Raw genomic sequence first — 16,646 nt, 5'->3', positions numbered from 1 at the left:
GGCTGACCGCGACCTAGGTGTCCCTCCTGCTCAAGTCAAGCTGTCAGAAGGGGCGAACAATTACCAGAACGACGATCAGCGTGACGAGAATCGCCGGGAGTTCGTTGAGCATGCGCAGCTGTTTGCCGGTCAGCGTCTGCTTTCCCGCGGCGAGTTTCTTCGCATAACCGACCGCCCAGCCATGATAGCCGCTCAGCACCACGACCAGAAGCAGCTTGGTGTGGAGCCAGCCGAGACCCGGCGTGCCGGAAAACAGGCCGAGATTGGCGGCGAGCAGCAGTCCCAGAATCCAGACCAGGATCATCGACGGAGTCAGGATCATCTTGCGCAGTTTGTTCTCGCGCTCAACCCATGTTTGCGCCTCAGCCGAACCAGGCGCCGCTTCCTGATGGTAAACCAGATAACGCGGCAGCATGAACATACCGGCCATCCAGAAGATCACGAAGATGATATGCGCCGCTTTGACCCACGGATAGGCGGTGCCGAGCATTCCGATCATCGCGGCGTCCTTACGAAGTCGAGCAGCCGCTCGACATGAGCAATCGGCGTGTCCTGCAGGATGCCGTGGCCAAGGTTGAAGATATGCGGGCGATCAGCGAACGCTTCAAGGATATGGGCCGCCGCGGCGTCCTGCGCCTCGCCGCCGGCGATCAGCACGAGCGGGTCGAGATTGCCCTGTACCGGTAGATCGCGGGGCAACGAGGCGGCGGCCCATAGGGGATCGACCGTTTCGTCGAGACCGAGCGCATCGACGCCGGTTTCCCGGGCATAGGCTGGCAACTTGCCACCGGCCCCCTTGGGAAAACCGATCACCGGCGTGTCGGGATGACGATCATGCAACGCAGCGACGATCCGCGCGGTCGGGGCGATCACCCAGCGTTCGAATTGCGCCGGCGACAGACTGCCCGACCAGCTATCGAACAATTGCACCACATCGACCCCAGCTGCGATTTGGCGCGACAGATACTCTATCGTCATGTCGGCGATCGCATCGATGATCGTGCCGAAAGCCCCTTCATCGGCATAGGCAAAACGGCGCGTCTCGCCCTGGTCGCGACTGCCATGGCCCGCGACCATATAGGTGGCCACGGTCCAGGGACTTCCCGCAAAGCCCAGAAACGTCGTCTCAGGCGCCAGCGCTGCCGCAACGCGCGCGACGGTGCCATAGACCGGTTCAAGACGCTCAGGGGCCGCCTGCAGGCCCGCCAGCGCATGATCGACCAGCGCAGGTTCCAGTCGTGGTCCTTCACCCACGCCGAAGCTTAGATCCTGACCCAGCGCCCAAGGCACTATCAGGATATCCGAGAACAGGATGGCGCCGTCGAAACCGAAGCGGTGGATTGGCTGCAGCGTGACTTCGGCGGCGGTGTCAGGATCTGTCGCCAGCGCCAGAAAACCGCCTTTTTCCGCCCGAAGCGCGCGATATTCCGGCAAATACCGGCCAGCCTGACGCATCAGCCATACCGGTGGTATAGCGAATTTCGCGCCGTTCAGCGTGGCGAGCAGGGGTTTCTCAATCGCGGGTTTGAAATCCGGGGCATCGGTCAACGCCGAGCAGTCCTTCTTCTATATAGATTTAAGAATCTAAGAGGTTGTTGAAGTGATTGGCGGGTGGAAGTCGGGGCTTATGCCGTCGTCCCGATAATGCCAACAGCTTGACCACGCGAGTCCCGTGCAAAGCCGCGGAGTCGGACAGATTATGCCCGTTATCCACAGGCTGTGGGGTGAATCGGGCCCTGTCGATGGTATTGTGGACAAGCCGCGACTTATCCGCAGCCTCGCACCGCTTTTCGCGAGCCCCGAGTTCCGCTACCGATTCGGACGATGTTTTCCACAGGCTTGTCCAACCGATGAGATTGCACCTCCATCTCCTCTCCGATTCCACCGGGGAGACGCTGGAGAACATCGCCAAGGCGGCGCTGGCGCAATATGACGATGTCGAGACGATCCGTCATTTCTGGCCGATGGTTCGCACCGAAGCGCATCTCGAGCGGATCTTGCAGGAAATCGCACAGAATCCCGGCCTGGTGATTTTCACTCTGGTCAACAGCACGACGCGTCGTACGCTTGAGGCGCGATGCCGGGCGCTTGGCCTCCCGGCCGTGGCGCCGCTCGATTCGGTCAATGATGCGTTGTCCGGCTTGCTCGGCCAGCAGGCCAAGGCGCGGCCCGGTCGGCAACATGCGCTGGATGCTGCCTATTTCGCGCGGGTCGACGCGATCCAGTTCACCATGGCGCATGATGACGGCATCGGCTGGGAGAATTGGGAGGAAGCGGACATCGTCCTGGCGGGTGTATCGCGCTCGTCGAAGACACCGACCTCGATCTATCTCGCCAATCGTGGCTTCAAGACCGCCAATATCCCGATCGTGGTGGAATCGCCGCCGCCGGCAATGCTTTATTCGCTCAAGCATCCGCTGGTGGTGGGCCTGACGACTAGCGCCGACCGGTTGATCCAGGTGCGACGCAATCGACTGTTGTCGCTCAATCAAGTGCCCGAGACCGACTATGTGAATGAGGAAGCTGTGACCCGGGAGGTCGCCTATGCCCGGCGCATGTTCGCGGATAATGGCTGGCCGGTGATCGACGTGACGCGGCGCTCGATCGAGGAAACGGCGGCGGCGATCATCGCATTGGTCGGCGAGCGCGACGGTGCTCCGTGAATGGGGCAGCGTGAACGATGCGGCGTGAAGGGGATTGCATGAAACTGGTCTTGGCCTCGAAAAGTGCTTCGCGTCGTGCGATGCTCACCGCGGCGGGTGTGCCGTTTGAGGCGGTCGCGGCAGGAGTCGATGAGGAGAGCGCCAAGGCAGCGCTCGCCGGCGAAGGTCTGGCCGCGCGCGATATGGCCGACGCGCTGGCCGAGCTGAAGGCGCTGAAAGTATCGCAGCGCGACGGCGAGTCCCTGGTGCTGGGCAGCGATTCGATCGTTGCGCTCGAGGACGGCACGATGCTCGACAAGCCGGTCGATCGTGCCCAGGCGGCCGACCATCTCCGCCGCCTTTCAGGCAAAAGGCACGAGCTGGTCAGTGCCGCGGTGATGGCCGAACAGGGCCGTGCGGTCTGGCGCATCGTCGATCGCGCCAAAATGCATGTGCGGCCGTTGTCCGCGAGCTTCATCGAAACCTATCTCGATGCCGAATGGCCGGCCATTTCTGGGTGTGTCGGCTGCTACCGCATCGAAGGTCCGGGCGCTCAGCTCTTCTCACGGATCGAGGGTAGCCAGTTCACCGTGCTCGGTATGCCGCTGCTACCGGTGCTCGATTATCTCAGAGTGCGGGGAGTGCTGCCGGCATGAACAGGCGTTATGCGGAGGTGATCGGCGATCCGATCGCGCAGTCCAAATCGCCGCTGATCCATGGGTTCTGGATCGAAGCGCTCGGCATCGATGCCGAATACCGTGCGCATCTCGTCACGGCCGAGGGCCTGCCGGCCTATTTCGCCGCGCGGCGCGACGATCCGCTCTGGCAAGGGTGCAATATCACCTTGCCGCATAAACAGGCGGCGCTGGAGTTGATCGAGGACCGCGGTGGCGTGCGCGGTACGATCGGCGCGATCAATCTTGCGCTGCGCGTCGAGGATGGCGCAGTGATCGGCACCAACACGGATGCTGGCGGATTCTATGCGCCAATCTCCGGACTCGATCTGGCCGGCAAGCCGGTGGTGGTTATCGGCGCAGGCGGGGCTGCCCGTGCGGTGCTGTTCGCGCTGTCGCGACTTGGGGTCGGACCGGTGACGATCATTAATCGCAATGTGCTGAAGGCGGCCGCCTTGCTGTCGTCATTCGGGCTGAAGGGCAACGCGTTGCCGCTCGGCAACGCGATCCCGTCCGCCGCCTTGCTGGTCAACACCAGCGCGCTCGGCATGGTCGGTCAGCCGCCACTCGAGATCGACCTGGCACCGCTGCCCGATGATGCAGTGGTCTACGATATCGTCTATGCGCCGCTCGAAACGCCGCTGCTCGCGGCAGCGCGTGATCGCGATCTCGATACGGTCGATGGCCTCGACATGTTGATCGGTCAGGCGGCGCTCGCCTTTGAACTGTTGTTTGGGGCGGAATCGCCGCGTGATCGCGATGACGAATTACGCGACCTGCTGATGTCATGATCACGATCGGGCTGACCGGATCGATTGGTATGGGCAAATCAACCGTCGCGGCAATGTTTGCCGATCGCGGCATACCGGTGTTCGATGCCGACGCGGCAGTGCACCGGCTGCAGGGCAAGGCTGGCCGGCTGGTCGCAGCGATCGAGGCGATGTTTCCCGATACGACCGGCCCCGAGGGCGTCGACCGGACCCGATTGGGCGAGGCGGTACTCGGCCATCCGGCAGCGCTCAAGCGACTCGAGGCACTAGTCCATCCCGCCGTGGCCGAGGAGCGTGCCGCATTCCTCGCCGAAAATTCCGCTGCGCCGCTTGTCGTGTTCGACATTCCTTTGTTGTTCGAAACCGGTGGCGAATCGCGCGTCGACAAGGTGGTCGTGGTCAGCGCGCCGACAGATATCCAGCGCCACCGTGTACTCGCTCGGCCGGGCATGCATGCCGACCGGCTCGATGCGATTCTCGCGCGTCAAACGCCCGATGCGGAGAAGCGCGCGCGCGCCGACTATGTCATTCCGACGGGCGGTTCGCTCGCTGAGACGCGCGCTGCGGTCGATGCGGTGATCGCTTGCTTGATCGGTCCCGAAGGTCGATAATCAGCCGCATGCGCGAGATCGTCTTCGACACCGAAACCACAGGCTTCAGCTTCGACAATGGCGACCGCATGGTCGAGATCGGTTGTGTCGAGATCGTCAATCGGGTTGAGACCGGGCGCACCTTCCACGCCTATTTCAATCCGGAGCGGCCGATGCCGTCCGAGGCGCAACGGATTCACGGACTGGGCGACGCCTTTCTCGCCGACAAACCGCTTTTTTCACACCAGGCCGAAGCGCTGATCGAGTTCATCGGTGATTGCCCGTTGATCGCGCACAACGCCGGTTTCGATTTCGGGTTTCTCAATGGCGAGCTGCTGAAATGCGGGCGGGCGCCGATCGATATGAATCGAATGGTCGATACCGTTGCGATGGCGCGCACGCGGCATCCGGGCGCCAAGCACAGCCTCGATGCGCTGTGCAGTCGTTATGGCATCGACCGCAGCCATCGCGTGCTGCACGGCGCGCTGCTCGATGCGCAATTGCTGTCGCAGGTTTATGTCGAATTGACCGGCGGCCGTCAGATCGGACTGACCCTGGTCAGCGAGACGATCGAGGAGCAGATCAGCTTCGTGCCGGCGGCGGCACCCGCGATCATACGTCCACCGCGGCTATTCGAAGCGAGCGATGCGGAACTTGCGCGTCATGCGGCGTTTATTGAAAAGATCGCCAATCCTCTTTGGCGGCTTGAGGCGTCAGGTTGACGCGGTAGCGGGATCCACCCAGATTGGATGGCCCCAATAAGGAGAATGCTCATGGAAATCCGGGTATCGGGCCACCAGGTCGACACCGGCAAGGCGCTGAAAAGCCATGTCGATGATCGGCTCCAGGGCATTGCCACCAAATATTTTTCGCGCGCGATTTCGGCGCATGTCACCTTTGGCAAGGGTCCGCATGATAACGGCTTCACCTGCGATATCGTCGCGCACGTGATGCACGGCCTGGTGCTTAAGGGCACGAACAATGGCAAGGACGCGCATGTCGCGTTTGACGGCGCGGCCGACAAGATCGAAAAGCAGCTGCGTCGTTATATGCGCCGGTTGAAGGACCGCCATTCGGCCGGGGCGGCGAATGGCGCAGCCGAGAATGGCGCCTATGACAATGCTGGCTATACGGTGTTCCGCGAGTCCGAAGATGAGGTCGAGGCGGCGGATTTCCCGCTGATCGTTGCCGAAACGCGGGTCGATGTGCCCGACGCCAGCGTATCCGACGCAGTGATGATGCTTGACCTGCGCAACACCACCGCCTTGCTGTTCAAGAACAGCGGATCAGGTGCGTACAATATGGTTTATCGCCGTGGCGACGGCACCATCGGCTGGGTCGAACCGCACCGCTCGGCCTGAGGCTTTCAACGGCCCGCGTTCGGCGCTATTGCGCGCCGAACGCGGGGGCGTGACGCTAAGGCGATTCAGGGACAATGATGAACGATTTCAGCGATTTGCTGCTGCCCGAGGACGTGGTCCAGGGAATGGTGGCGGCAACCAAGAAATCGTTGCTGCAACAGGCGGCGGCGATTCTTGCCGAAAATCATGGGCTTGATGCGAAGGCGATCGCCGATGCGCTGTCGGCGCGCGAGAAACTGGGCTCGACCGGTTTCGGTGGCGGCGTCGCCATCCCGCACGGCAAGCTTGCCGGATTGTCACATGTTGTCGGCCTGTTCGTGCGCCTGACGCAGCCGGTCGAGTTTCAGGCGATCGATGATTTGCCGATCGACCTGGTGTTCGTCCTGCTCTCGCCACCCGATGCGGGGGCGACGCACCTGAAGGCATTGGCGCGCGTATCCCGGCGGCTGCGCGACCGGGGTTTCGTCGCCAAATTGCGTGGCGCGGCATCGACCGACGCGCTTTATGCCCTGTTCACGCAAGACGAAGAGCGCGATGCTGCCTGAAGCAGTGAGCGGGGCGGAGGCGCATTTCCAAGCGCTTGAGGCGCTTTATGCCGCAGCACCGATCAACCAGCTGTTCGAATCGACCTTGGAAATTCCTGCAAGCGGCGTGGCAAGAATCCATTTCCTGATCGACGAGCGTTATTATCATGCTGCGGGTGCGGCGCATGGCACGAGCTATTTCAAGATGCTCGACGACGCGGCCTTTTATGCCGCAAACAGCATGGTTACTGATCGCTTCCTGCTCACCACGGCGTTCAATCTGTTGTTCACGCGTCCGCTCAAGGCGGGGCCGGTGACTGCGGAAGGGCGCTGGGTCAGCGGTCAGCGCCGTGTCTTCGTCGCCGAGGCGCGGTTGATCGATGCCGATGGCGAGGAGGCGGCGCGCGGCACCGGTACCTTCATGCGCTCGCGTGTCGCGCTTGCCAGCTTGCCCGGATATCGTCCCGCCCCATGAGCGGGCGGCTGCCCAGCGGGATCCTGGTCAGCGCGCTGCTGCGTCGGGTCAACGACGCTGGCGGGATGGGCATGTTGCTCGCGCGGGGTGATGACCAAGCCGGCGCGATTCTGATTATCGCACTGGAAAATGGCCGAAATCCTCGCGCGCTGGAACGAGGAATCGGGCCGGAGGGGTCGATCGAGTTGATCGAATCCGCGCGTGAGGAGGCCGATAAGCCGGGCGGCATCGAGCAATATTGGCAACGCAGGCGATCGCGCGATCCGGATCTGTGGGTGATCGAACTGGACATCCCGTTTGCCGAACGGTTCGCCGCTGAAACGATCCTCGACGATTGACATTGTTGCGCTGCACAAAGATAGCGCCATCTCTGTCAAATGCGTTGTGTCGAAGCGGGTGCGATCCGTTCGATTACGCAGTCGGGGGGCAGCCTGGGCGACAGCTTGAAGATCGAGCTTGTCGTGCCACGCACCAACCGCATAGTTCGAAGATTGAATGTCGTTTTTTCAACGCGCCGCAGCACTTGCGGCGATGTCGCTCGGAATCGCCGCACTTATCGGCGTCAGCACACCGGGCTTCGCCTTTGAACTGGATCGCACGGTAAACGCACCGTCGCTCGTATCCGTTCCACCTGCTGCCGAAAATTCGGCGCTGATTCCGGCTATCGAGCCGCTGCCCGCGACCAAATCTACGCCTGCTTCCGATCCTGAAGTGCCTGTCGCTACGACCGACGACGTCGAATATCCCAGCCTCGCCGCAGCCGTTGCCGACCAGGATGCGCCCGAGACAATCCAGGGCGATCTGAATTGCATGGCCAGCGCGATCTATTTCGAGGCCAAGAGCGAATCGCTTACCGGGCAGCTCGCGGTCGCCGAAGTTATCCTCAATCGCACCAAGTCGGGCCGTTTTCCGAAATCGGTGTGCTCGGTCGTGACCCAGCGCGGACAATTCTCGTTCGTGCGCGGCGGTCACATTCCGACGATTGCCAACAACAAGCAATTCCGCACCGCAGTCGCCGTGGCGCAGGTCGCCATGGCCGATCATTGGGACAGCCCCGCGGCCAATGCGCTGTATTTCCACGCTCGTCGCGTCTCGCCGGGCTGGCGGATGAGCAAGGTCGCGTCGATCGGCAATCACGTCTTCTATCGCTAAGTCGTAACGCCTGAAGCCCTTGGGGCTTTATTCCGTTCGCCTATTGTTCTAGATCGGGAGGATGCTGCAGCGCCCTCCCCAGTCTGTTTTGCCCGATCCCTGTGTCGATACGCCCGGATCGCCGATGTGCGCCGCCGATGTGTGTCGCGGGACGGTGCGGATGCTATTGCGGCATGATCTGGTCGCGATGGCGGAAGTACCGCTCGACGGTGGCCGACGCGCCGACCTGATGGCGATCGATTCGCGTGGGCAAATCCTCATCGTCGAGGTCAAGGTGTCGCGCGCCGATTTGCTCGGCGACGGCAAATGGACCGACTATCTCGGCTGTTGCGACCGTTTCTACTGGGCGATTCCCGCAGGATTCGATGCCACGCCGCTTGATGGCGAAGCGTTTCTGCCCGCGCGTACGGGAATCATCATCGCCGATCGCTACGATGCGGAGATCGTGCGCGAGGCGCATACCGATCCCCTGCCCGCCGCCACACGCAAGCGCTGCACCCTGGCATTCGCACGGCGCGCGGGTCGGCGCCTGATCGGCATGATCGATCCCGAAGCAGGGGCGATGCTCTGATCTCGCGTTTCGGCGCGAACCCTCTTCCGCCTCAAAGCCCCGGCAAATCCAGGCCCATCGTTCGCGCGCAATCGATCGCATCGTCATACCCGGCATCGGCATGGCGCATCACGCCGGTCGCCGGGTCGTTCCACAATACGCGTCCCAACCGTGCCGCTGCTTCGGGCGTGCCGTCGGCGACGATGACCATGCCGGCATGTTGCGAATATCCCATGCCGACCCCGCCGCCATGATGCAGCGACACCCAGGTCGCACCACTAGCGGTGTTGAGCAGCGCATTGAGCAAGGGCCAGTCCGACACCGCGTCGGACCCGTCGCGCATCGCTTCGGTTTCGCGGTTGGGGCTGGCGACCGAACCTGAATCAAGATGATCGCGGCCGATCACGACCGGCGCCTTCAACTCGCCCGATGCGACCATTTCATTGAAGGCGAGGCCGAGCCGGTGGCGATCGCCCAACCCGACCCAGCAGATCCGCGCCGGCAGGCCCTGGAAGTGAATCCGCTCGCGCGCCATGTCGAGCCAGCGATGCAGATGCGTGTTGTCGGGCAACAGCTCCTTCACCTTGGCGTCGGTCTTGTAGATATCCTCGGGGTCGCCGGACAGCGCGACCCAGCGGAATGGTCCGACACCCCGGCAGAAAAGCGGACGGATATAGGCCGGGACGAAGCCGGGAAAGGCGAAGGCGTCGGTCACGCCCTCATCGAGCGCGACCTGGCGGATATTGTTGCCATAATCGACCACCGGCACGCCGGCTTTCCAGAAATCGAGCATGGCGCGGACATGGATCGCCATCGATGCCTTGGCGGCACGCGCCACCGCGGCCGGATCGTTCTGGCGCTCGGCCATCCAGCGTTCCAGCGTCCAGCCCTGCGGCAAATAACCGTTGATCGGATCATGCGCCGAAGTCTGGTCGGTGACGAGATCGGGGCGAACGCCACGCCGCGCGAGTTCGGGATAGATATCCGCCGCATTGCTGAGCAGCCCGACCGAGATTGGCGATTTTGCGGTGGTGACGATCTCCAGCGCCTCATCCAGGCTTTCGGTCATGCAATCGAGATAGCCCGTCTGCAACCGCATCTCGATCCGGCTCGGCTGGCATTCGACCGCGAGGCACGACGCGCCCGCCATGGTCGCGGCGAGCGTTTGTGCACCGCCCATGCCGCCAAGCCCGGCAGTCAGTATCCAGCGACCCGACAGGTCGCCCCCATAATGCTGGCGGCCCGCCTCGACGAATGTCTCGTAGGTTCCCTGCACGATCCCCTGGCTGCCGATATAGATCCAGCTGCCGGCAGTCATCTGGCCGTACATCATCAGTCCGGCGCGATCGAGTTCGTGGAAATGCTCCCAGGTCGCCCATTTCGGTACCAGGTTCGAATTGGCGATCAGCACACGCGGCGCGTCGCGGTGGGTGCGGAACACACCGACCGGTTTGCCCGACTGGACGAGCAAAGTCTCTTCATCGCCCAGTCGGCGTAACGCCTCGACGATCCGGTCGAAACTCTCCCAGTCGCGCGCGGCACGACCGATGCCGCCATAAACAACCAGTTCCTGCGGGTTCTCCGCCACCCGTGGATCAAGATTATTCATCAGCATGCGCAGCGGCGCCTCGGTCAGCCAGCTTTTCGCGCTGAGCTCGGGGCCGGTCGGAGCGACGATATGACGCTGATTGTCGAGGCGGGTCATGCGGGGCCTTTCGCAAAAGTCAGGGCGGCGGTGAGGATATTGGCCAAGTCGGCGCGCAAGGGAGCGGCGCGATCGGGAGTCCAGGTCGGTGGCCAGTTGGACTCGTCGGGCTCGCCCTTGGGCTCATCGAGATAGGCGCGCATCGCGATTTCCATCTGGATCGCGTGCACGCCGTTGGCCGGACGACCATAGTGACGCGTGGTCCAGCCGCCGCGGAAACGCCCATTGAGTACATGCGACCGCTCGCCACAGGCCGCGACCACCGCATCGCTCAGTGTGGAATCGCAGGTCACGCCATTATCGGTGCCGATATTCAATTCGGGCAGCTCGCCGTCGAACAAGCGCGGGATGACGCTGCGGATCGAATGGCAATCATAGACCACGACCCAAGGATGCAGCGCGCGCAGCCGCGCGATCTCCGCCTCGATCGCGTCATGATAGGGGGTGAAATACGCCACGCGGCGTGCGTCGATGTCGGGCATCTCGCCGTCGCGATAAAGCGCTTCACCATCGAACGTGTCGATCGGACAAAGGCCGGTGGTCGCCTGACCGGGATAAAGTGACACACCCGATGGCGGACGGTTGCAGTCGATCACGCTGCGCGAGATATCGGTGCGGATCGTCGTCGCTTCGGCGAGCCCGTCATAAAGCGCCGCGATATGCCAGTCCGCATCGCGGATCGCCCACCAGGGCGACCGAAACTGTCCGATCAGATCGTCTGGGATCAAACTGCCGCCATGGGGAAAGGCCAGGATCAGCGGCGCATCGCGCCGCTCGACATGGAGCCAGTTCACGGCGCGAGGCCCGGCAAGGCCGCAACCGCATCGAGCAAGGCCGGCGAGCGGAGCAGCGCAGCGGCAGCCTCGATATCGGGCGCCATGTGGCGATCCTCTTCCAGCGTCGGGACTTGCGCGCGAAGCAGGCCGCGCACCGCCTCGATCGGCGGGCTCGACACCAGCGGCGCGTGGAAATCGCAACCCTGCGCGCCGGCAAGCAGCTCGATCGCCAGCACCATATCGACATTGGCCGCCATCTCGCACAACCGCCTTGCGCCGTGCGCCGCCATCGACACATGATCCTCCTGATTTGCCGAGGTCGGGATCGAATCGACGCTCGCCGGATAAGCGCGCTGTTTGTTCTCCGAGACCAGAGCCGCCGCGGTCACCTGCGGGATCATGAAACCGGAGTTGAGGCCGGGGTGCGGCGTCAGGAAGGCAGGCAGGCCCGACAAGGCCGGGTCGACCAGCATGGCGATGCGCCGCTCGGCCAGACTGCCGATCTCGCACAAGGCCAGCGCGATCATATCGGCGGCGAAGGCGACAGGTTCGGCGTGGAAATTGCCACCCGATAAAGCTTCGTCGGGGGCTCCGTCAGTTCCAACGAAGATCAGCGGATTGTCCGACACGCCATTCGCCTCGACGATCAGCGTGTTGGCCGCCTGGCGCAACAGGGTCAGGATCGCGCCCATCACCTGTGGCTGGCAGCGTAGGCAATAAGGATCCTGTACGCGCAGATCGTCTTCGCGGTGAGATGCGCGGATCGCCGATCCAGCCATCAGGTCACGCAACGCATCGGCCGTCTCGATCTGGCCAGCATGGCCGCGCAGCGTGTGGATGCGATGATCGAACGGCGTATCCGAACCCTTTGCGGCCTCGGTCGAGAGCACGCCGGTGACCAGCGCGGTGCGATAGAGACGCTCCGCCTCGAACACACCGGCGAGCGCATAGGCGGTCGAGAACTGCGTGCCGTTGAGCAGCGCGAGCCCCTCCTTCGGCCCCAGTGCGAGCGGCGCAAGGCCGGCAGCGGCAAGCGCTTCGGCGGCGGGCATGCGCTTCTCACCAACGAACATCTCACCGACCCCGATCATCGCCGCGGCCATATGCGCGAGTGGGGCGAGGTCGCCCGAGGCGCCGACCGATCCCTGGGCAGGGATTACCGGGACCAGGTCATAGGTCAGCATCGCTTCGAGCAGTTCGACCGTCGCCGGCGCCACACCCGACGCGCCGCGCGCGAGGCTGGCGAGCTTCAGTGCCATCATCAGCCGGGCGATGGCCACCGGCATCGGCGCACCGACGCCGGCGGCATGGCTTAATACGATATTGCGTTGCAGGGTAGCGAGGTCCGCCGCCTCGATACGTACGCTGGCAAGTTTTCCAAAGCCGGTGTTGATCCCGTAAACCGGTTCGCCCCGCGCTAGGATGCGTTCGACCGCCGCGGCGCTGTCGGCAATCCCGGCGCGACTGGCGGAGTCGAGGCTTGGTCTCGCGCCGAGATAAAGCGCGCGCCAGTCGGCATAGGGTACGACACCCGGAATCAGCAGCATTGGCCGTCCTTCACGCGCATGAACAAGGGATTGAAGCCGATCCGGTAAACCAGCTCGGCCGGATTGGAGATGTCCCACACCGCCAGGTCGCAGGTTTTGCCCGCTTCAAGCGTGCCGATCTGTGCGGACAGCCCGATCGCTCCGGCGGCGTTGATAGTGACGCCGCGCAGCGCCTCGGTCACGGTCAAGCGGAACAATGTCGATGCCATATTGAGCATGAGCAGCAATGAGGTGGTCGGTGAAGTGCCCGGGTTGCAGTCGGTGGCAATCGCGATCGGGACATGGTGCGCACGGAACAGGTCGATCGGCGGTAGCTTGGCCTCGCGCATGAAGTAAAAGGCGCCGGGCAACAGCACCGCGACCGTCCCCGCCGCCGCCATTGCACGGACATCGCTGTCCTCGGCATATTCGAGATGGTCGGCGGACAGCGCGCCATGGCTGGCGGCGAGGCTGGCGCCGTGCAGCGCGGACAATTGCTCGGCATGGAGCTTGACCGGCAACCCAGCGGCTTTAGCCGCGGTGAGGACACGGCCGGATTGTTCGATCGAGAAGCCGATGCCTTCGCAAAAGGCATCGACGGCATCGGCCAGGCCAACCGAGGCCGGAATCATCGCGCCGCACACCAAGTTGATATAATCGTCCGCCCGCCCGGCATATTCCGGCGGCAACGCATGCGCCCCGAGCAAAGTCGGTGACACCCTGATCGCGCGCTCGTCGCCCAGAGCGCGCGCGGCGCGCAGCATCTTCAGTTCATCGTTGAGGGTCAGGCCATAACCCGATTTGACCTCGATCGTGGTGACACCTTCGGCGAGCAACGCATCAAGCCGGGGCAAGGCGATCTCGACCAACTCGGCTTCGCTCGCCGCGCGAGTCGCGCGCATTGTCGACAGGATGCCGCCGCCCGCACGCGCGATTTCCTCATAGGACGCGCCTTCCAGCCGCATTGCCCATTCGCCGGCACGGTCACCGGCATGGATGAGATGCGTGTGGCAATCGATCAGCCCGGGGGTGATCCAGCGCCCGGCGCAGTCGATCACTTCAGCCGCTTCCCGTGGCCCGCCTCCACCTGGCCCGGCATAGACAATCCGGCCCTGCTCGCACGCGACCATGCCGTCCTCGACCACGCCAAGGCCATCGCCGGTCATCGTGGCCAATCGGGCATTGATCCAGAGTCGCTCCATGACCTCTATACTTGCCCGCCACATTTATTATGTCTAGACATAATAATCAGGAGGCCCCGATGCAGCATCTTTGGTTCGAGCATATATTGCTGCCGCAGGGCTGGGCCGATCGGGTCCGCATCGGCGTCGTCGATGGGCGTATCGCCTCGATCGAGACCGGCATCGACGCGTTGGCAAAGGACGACCGCCACGGCACCGGCGTGCCCGGCCTGTGCAATGTGCACAGCCATGGCTTCCAGCGTGGCATGGCCGGCCTGTCGGAGCGGCGCGGCCGGCCTGATGACGATTTCTGGAGCTGGCGCGAGGTGATGTATCGCTTCCTCGACCGGCTCGGCCCTGATGATATCGCGGCGATTACCGCTCAGGCCTATGTCGAGATGCTCGAATCGGGTTTCACTCGGGTCGGCGAATTCCATTATTTGCACAATGACGTCGATGGTGGCCGCTATGCCGATCCGGCCGAAACCGCCGGCGCGATCATCGCGGCGACCGACATCAGCGGGATCGGGCTGACCTTGTTGCCGGTGTTCTACGCGCATGGCGATTTCGGCGGCGCCAAACCGGCACCTGGACAGCGTCGTTTCCTGTCCGATATCGATGGTTTCGCGCAGCTGATCGAACAAAGCCGGGCGAAGCTGTCGGGCGACATGATCCTGGGCATCGCGCCGCATTCGTTGCGCGCCGTCACGCCTGAGGAGATGGACGCGCTCGTTGCGCTAGCCGGCCACGGGCCAATCCATATTCATGCGGCGGAACAGCTGCGCGAGGTCGAAGCCTGTCTGGCGTGGAGCGGAGCGCGGCCAGTCGAATGGCTGCTCGACAACCAGCCGGTCGACCGGCGCTGGTGCCTGATCCACGCGACTCATCTGACCGATACCGAATGCGACCGGCTCGCCGCCAGCGGCGCCGTTGCCGGCCTGTGTCCCGTGACCGAAGCCAATCTTGGCGACGGCATATTCCCGGCGCTGCGTTATCTCGCCGCTGGCGGACGGCTCGGCGTGGGCACCGATTCGAACATTCTTGTTGATGCCGCGAGCGAACTGCGCGCGGTCGAATATTCGCAGCGCCTGTCACATCGCCGTCGGGCGTTGCTCGCCGACGATACCCGGCCGTCAGTCGGGCGACGCCTGTTCGAGGCGGCCCAATCGGGTGGCGCACAGGCGCTGGGGATCGCTTCGGGGCTGCGCGTCGGCGGTTCGGCCGATATCGTGTCATTCGATATGAACCATCCTGCCCTGTACGGCGCCACGATCGAGACCCTGCTCGATCATTGGATCTTCGCCGCGCGGCACGGCGCGATCGAGTCGGTGTGGCGTGGCGGACGGAAATGCGTCGAGGCGGGCCGGCATATTGCTGCCGACGCGGTGGCCGCGCGCTACCGCCAAACCGTGGCAGGTCTTTTGGCGTGACGGTCGCCGAGCGGATACGCACTGATATCGAGGCGCGGATTCACTCGGGCGCGTGGCGTCCGGGTGATCGGATTCCCTTCGAACACGAACTTGTCGTGACCTATGGCTGCTCGCGTGCGACGGTCGGCAAGGCACTTGGCGCGCTCGCCCGGACCGGTCTGATCGAGCGGCGACGCAAGGCTGGATCTTTCGTTGCGCATCCACAGGTTCATTCGGCGGTCCTGGCGGTCCCCGATCTGGCGCAGATCATCGCTGCGCGTGGCGAGGAGTATCGCTGGCAGCGCACTCTGTATCGCAACGTAAACCACGGTGAGGGCGGTGATATTCCACTGCCTGCGATGCTGGTCGAGGGTGTCCATTTCAGCGGTGGCGAACCGTTCGCGCTCGAACGCCGGCTGATCGCGCTCGGCACTATACCCAAAGCGGCCACTCAGGACTTTGTCGATGAGGCACCCGGCGCTTGGCTGCTCGCGCATATCCCCTGGACATCCGCGCGCCATCGTATCCGGGCGGTGGAGGCGATACCGGCAGAGGCGCGTGCGCTGGCGTTGCGGCCGCGCGCGGCCTGTCTCGAGCTCGAACGGATGACCTGGCGAACCGGCGAACCGGTCACGCATGTGCGCCAGCTGTTTCGCGGCGATCGTTTCGACCTGGTCGCCGAGTTCCGGCCCGGCGACGGTTAGAGCTTGGGACCCGAAACGGCTCTGCGCGCTTTTTTCGGGGTTTCATCGATCAGCTTGGCCATCACTGTCGAGCGTTTGTCGTCATGCGCGTAATCGCGCGCCGACATGCCGGCGAGCAGGTCGGGCTGATCGGGGTCGGCACCCGCGGTGAGCAATGTGCGGGCAAGGCCGAGGTCGCGACGCTGGACGGCGCGAATCAATGGCGTTTCGCCACGCGAATTGCCCAGATTCACATCCGCCTTGGCTTCGATCAGGATATCGACCAATCCAGATTGGCCACCATTCACCGCGAGCAGCATCGCTGTATTCCCCTCGCCGTCGCGCAAATTGGGGTCGGCATTCTGTTGCAGCAGGAAGCGCAAATAGACCGAATCGCCACGCTTGACGACAATGTGCAAGGCGCCTTCCCTGGTACCGATATCGCGCGTGTTGATTATCCGGCTGCCCGGTTTGTTGAGCATGTCGAGCACCTCGGTGCCCTTGCCGCCACGCACCGCCTCGAGGAACTTGTAGCTCTCCGATTGCTGCTGCGCCTGTGCGATTCCGGTGGTCACGAGGAGCGCGGCAGTGGCCAGCGCGATCTGCTTCAAACGAACGGTCATTGTCT

Annotated in this window: 20 protein-coding genes; 13 read left to right on the top strand and 7 right to left on the bottom strand. The window is 63.5% G+C overall.

Annotated features, from left to right (window positions below):
- Window positions 1-43: 43 nt before the first annotated feature.
- Together G4G27_RS19135 and hemE are read right to left on the bottom strand one after the other, a co-directional pair.
- Window positions 44-499, bottom strand: a complete 456-nt coding sequence (locus G4G27_RS19135) for a CopD family protein (protein WP_183110105.1) — start codon at window positions 497-499, stop codon at window positions 44-46.
- On the bottom strand, window positions 496-1,548 hold the full coding sequence (hemE, locus tag G4G27_RS19130; protein ID WP_267134675.1) for a uroporphyrinogen decarboxylase: 1,053 nt from the start codon (window positions 1,546-1,548) through the stop codon (window positions 496-498). The genes G4G27_RS19135 and hemE overlap by 4 nt, the downstream gene beginning before the upstream one ends.
- A gap of 302 nt (window positions 1,549-1,850) precedes the next feature.
- On the opposite strand from hemE, the gene G4G27_RS19125 reads away from it, so the two are divergent.
- The 11 genes from G4G27_RS19125 (at window position 1,851) to G4G27_RS19075 (ending at window position 8,759) form a co-directional block, all read left to right on the top strand.
- Entirely contained in the window at window positions 1,851-2,663 is an 813-nt protein-coding gene (locus tag G4G27_RS19125; protein WP_183110104.1) for a pyruvate, water dikinase regulatory protein, read from the top strand.
- Window positions 2,664-2,701: 38 nt separating this feature from the next.
- Window positions 2,702-3,298: a nucleoside triphosphate pyrophosphatase gene (locus G4G27_RS19120; protein WP_183110103.1), complete on the top strand. Its 597-nt coding sequence runs from the start codon at window positions 2,702-2,704 to the stop codon at window positions 3,296-3,298.
- Window positions 3,295-4,107 (top strand): shikimate dehydrogenase, encoded by an 813-nt coding sequence (locus tag G4G27_RS19115; protein ID WP_183110102.1) that lies wholly within the window; start codon window positions 3,295-3,297, stop codon window positions 4,105-4,107. Before G4G27_RS19120 ends, G4G27_RS19115 begins: the two co-directional genes overlap by 4 nt.
- Window positions 4,104-4,697, top strand: a complete 594-nt coding sequence (gene coaE / locus G4G27_RS19110) for a dephospho-CoA kinase (protein WP_183110101.1) — start codon at window positions 4,104-4,106, stop codon at window positions 4,695-4,697. The genes G4G27_RS19115 and coaE overlap by 4 nt, the downstream gene beginning before the upstream one ends.
- Before the next feature lie 8 nt (window positions 4,698-4,705).
- Window positions 4,706-5,398 (top strand): DNA polymerase III subunit epsilon, encoded by a 693-nt coding sequence (gene dnaQ, locus G4G27_RS19105; RefSeq protein WP_183110100.1) that lies wholly within the window; start codon window positions 4,706-4,708, stop codon window positions 5,396-5,398.
- Window positions 5,399-5,449: 51 nt separating this feature from the next.
- Window positions 5,450-6,037, top strand: a complete 588-nt coding sequence (raiA, locus tag G4G27_RS19100; protein ID WP_183110099.1) for a ribosome-associated translation inhibitor RaiA — start codon at window positions 5,450-5,452, stop codon at window positions 6,035-6,037.
- Window positions 6,038-6,114: 77 nt separating this feature from the next.
- Window positions 6,115-6,582 (top strand): PTS sugar transporter subunit IIA, encoded by a 468-nt coding sequence (locus G4G27_RS19095; RefSeq protein ID WP_183110098.1) that lies wholly within the window; start codon window positions 6,115-6,117, stop codon window positions 6,580-6,582.
- Window positions 6,572-7,036, top strand: a complete 465-nt coding sequence (locus tag G4G27_RS19090; RefSeq protein WP_183110097.1) for a PaaI family thioesterase — start codon at window positions 6,572-6,574, stop codon at window positions 7,034-7,036. Before G4G27_RS19095 ends, G4G27_RS19090 begins: the two co-directional genes overlap by 11 nt.
- Window positions 7,033-7,374 carry a DUF1491 family protein gene (locus tag G4G27_RS19085; protein WP_183110096.1) on the top strand — a complete coding sequence of 114 codons (342 nt, stop codon included), beginning with the start codon at window positions 7,033-7,035 and terminating at the stop codon, window positions 7,372-7,374. Before G4G27_RS19090 ends, G4G27_RS19085 begins: the two co-directional genes overlap by 4 nt.
- Before the next feature lie 157 nt (window positions 7,375-7,531).
- A complete protein-coding gene (locus G4G27_RS19080) occupies window positions 7,532-8,188 on the top strand; it encodes a cell wall hydrolase (protein ID WP_183110095.1) in 657 nt (218 codons plus the stop codon).
- 124 nt (window positions 8,189-8,312) lie between these two features.
- Window positions 8,313-8,759: an MmcB family DNA repair protein gene (locus tag G4G27_RS19075; RefSeq protein WP_244624733.1), complete on the top strand. Its 447-nt coding sequence runs from the start codon at window positions 8,313-8,315 to the stop codon at window positions 8,757-8,759.
- A 31-nt stretch (window positions 8,760-8,790) separates the two neighbouring features.
- Here G4G27_RS19075 and hutU read toward each other — a convergent pair whose 3' ends face one another.
- Genes hutU through hutI form a run of 4 tightly spaced genes read right to left on the bottom strand, consistent with a single transcriptional unit; the run spans window position 8,791 to window position 13,947 of the window.
- Window positions 8,791-10,443, bottom strand: coding sequence for a urocanate hydratase (hutU, locus tag G4G27_RS19070; RefSeq protein ID WP_183110093.1), 1,653 nt, complete (start codon window positions 10,441-10,443; stop codon window positions 8,791-8,793).
- Complete coding sequence (gene hutG / locus G4G27_RS19065; protein WP_183110092.1) at window positions 10,440-11,237, bottom strand: N-formylglutamate deformylase; 798 nt, start codon at window positions 11,235-11,237, stop codon at window positions 10,440-10,442. The genes hutU and hutG overlap by 4 nt, the downstream gene beginning before the upstream one ends.
- Window positions 11,234-12,766, bottom strand: coding sequence for a histidine ammonia-lyase (gene hutH / locus G4G27_RS19060; RefSeq protein ID WP_183110091.1), 1,533 nt, complete (start codon window positions 12,764-12,766; stop codon window positions 11,234-11,236). The genes hutG and hutH overlap by 4 nt, the downstream gene beginning before the upstream one ends.
- Entirely contained in the window at window positions 12,757-13,947 is a 1,191-nt protein-coding gene (gene hutI, locus G4G27_RS19055) for an imidazolonepropionase (RefSeq protein WP_183110090.1), read from the bottom strand. Before hutI ends, hutH begins: the two co-directional genes overlap by 10 nt.
- Window positions 13,948-14,006: 59 nt before the next feature.
- Between hutI and G4G27_RS19050 the strand changes: the two genes are divergently transcribed.
- Window positions 14,007-15,356, top strand: a complete 1,350-nt coding sequence (locus G4G27_RS19050; protein WP_183110089.1) for a formimidoylglutamate deiminase — start codon at window positions 14,007-14,009, stop codon at window positions 15,354-15,356.
- A complete protein-coding gene (locus G4G27_RS19045) occupies window positions 15,353-16,039 on the top strand; it encodes a UTRA domain-containing protein (RefSeq protein ID WP_244624416.1) in 687 nt (228 codons plus the stop codon). The genes G4G27_RS19050 and G4G27_RS19045 overlap by 4 nt, the downstream gene beginning before the upstream one ends.
- Here G4G27_RS19045 and G4G27_RS19040 read toward each other — a convergent pair.
- Window positions 16,036-16,641, bottom strand: coding sequence for an ankyrin repeat domain-containing protein (locus tag G4G27_RS19040; protein ID WP_183110087.1), 606 nt, complete (start codon window positions 16,639-16,641; stop codon window positions 16,036-16,038). The two genes, G4G27_RS19045 and G4G27_RS19040, sit on opposite strands and share 4 nt — an antisense overlap.
- Between the last annotated feature and the right edge of the window lie 5 nt (window positions 16,642-16,646).

It is taken from the genome of Sphingomonas sp. So64.6b (genome assembly GCF_014171475.1).
In the GTDB taxonomy this organism is placed as follows: domain Bacteria; phylum Pseudomonadota; class Alphaproteobacteria; order Sphingomonadales; family Sphingomonadaceae; genus Sphingomonas; species Sphingomonas alpina_A.
Note: the sequence above shows the minus strand (reverse complement) of the source record. Positions and strands in the feature narration are given on the sequence as shown.

What these genes read in the sequence shown, in the direction of transcription:
- G4G27_RS19095 (WP_183110098.1), top strand. Translation starts at nt 6,115, where the DNA reads ATGAACGATTTCAGCGATTTGCTGCTGCCCGAGGACGTGGTCCAGGGA.
- G4G27_RS19090 (WP_183110097.1), top strand. Translation starts at nt 6,572, where the DNA reads ATGCTGCCTGAAGCAGTGAGCGGGGCGGAGGCGCATTTCCAAGCGCTT.
- G4G27_RS19115 (WP_183110102.1), top strand. Translation starts at nt 3,295, where the DNA reads ATGAACAGGCGTTATGCGGAGGTGATCGGCGATCCGATCGCGCAGTCC.
- G4G27_RS19125 (WP_183110104.1), top strand. Translation starts at nt 1,851, where the DNA reads ATGAGATTGCACCTCCATCTCCTCTCCGATTCCACCGGGGAGACGCTG.
- G4G27_RS19085 (WP_183110096.1), top strand. Translation starts at nt 7,033, where the DNA reads ATGAGCGGGCGGCTGCCCAGCGGGATCCTGGTCAGCGCGCTGCTGCGT.
- coaE (WP_183110101.1), top strand. Translation starts at nt 4,104, where the DNA reads ATGATCACGATCGGGCTGACCGGATCGATTGGTATGGGCAAATCAACC.
- hutH (WP_183110091.1), bottom strand. Translation starts at nt 12,766, where the DNA reads ATGCTGCTGATTCCGGGTGTCGTACCCTATGCCGACTGGCGCGCGCTT.
- G4G27_RS19075 (WP_244624733.1), top strand. Translation starts at nt 8,313, where the DNA reads ATGTGCGCCGCCGATGTGTGTCGCGGGACGGTGCGGATGCTATTGCGG.
- G4G27_RS19120 (WP_183110103.1), top strand. Translation starts at nt 2,702, where the DNA reads ATGAAACTGGTCTTGGCCTCGAAAAGTGCTTCGCGTCGTGCGATGCTC.
- hutU (WP_183110093.1), bottom strand. Translation starts at nt 10,443, where the DNA reads ATGACCCGCCTCGACAATCAGCGTCATATCGTCGCTCCGACCGGCCCC.
- hutI (WP_183110090.1), bottom strand. Translation starts at nt 13,947, where the DNA reads ATGGAGCGACTCTGGATCAATGCCCGATTGGCCACGATGACCGGCGAT.
- G4G27_RS19080 (WP_183110095.1), top strand. Translation starts at nt 7,532, where the DNA reads ATGTCGTTTTTTCAACGCGCCGCAGCACTTGCGGCGATGTCGCTCGGA.
- dnaQ (WP_183110100.1), top strand. Translation starts at nt 4,706, where the DNA reads ATGCGCGAGATCGTCTTCGACACCGAAACCACAGGCTTCAGCTTCGAC.
- G4G27_RS19135 (WP_183110105.1), bottom strand. Translation starts at nt 499, where the DNA reads ATGATCGGAATGCTCGGCACCGCCTATCCGTGGGTCAAAGCGGCGCAT.
- raiA (WP_183110099.1), top strand. Translation starts at nt 5,450, where the DNA reads ATGGAAATCCGGGTATCGGGCCACCAGGTCGACACCGGCAAGGCGCTG.
- G4G27_RS19050 (WP_183110089.1), top strand. Translation starts at nt 14,007, where the DNA reads ATGCAGCATCTTTGGTTCGAGCATATATTGCTGCCGCAGGGCTGGGCC.
- G4G27_RS19040 (WP_183110087.1), bottom strand. Translation starts at nt 16,641, where the DNA reads ATGACCGTTCGTTTGAAGCAGATCGCGCTGGCCACTGCCGCGCTCCTC.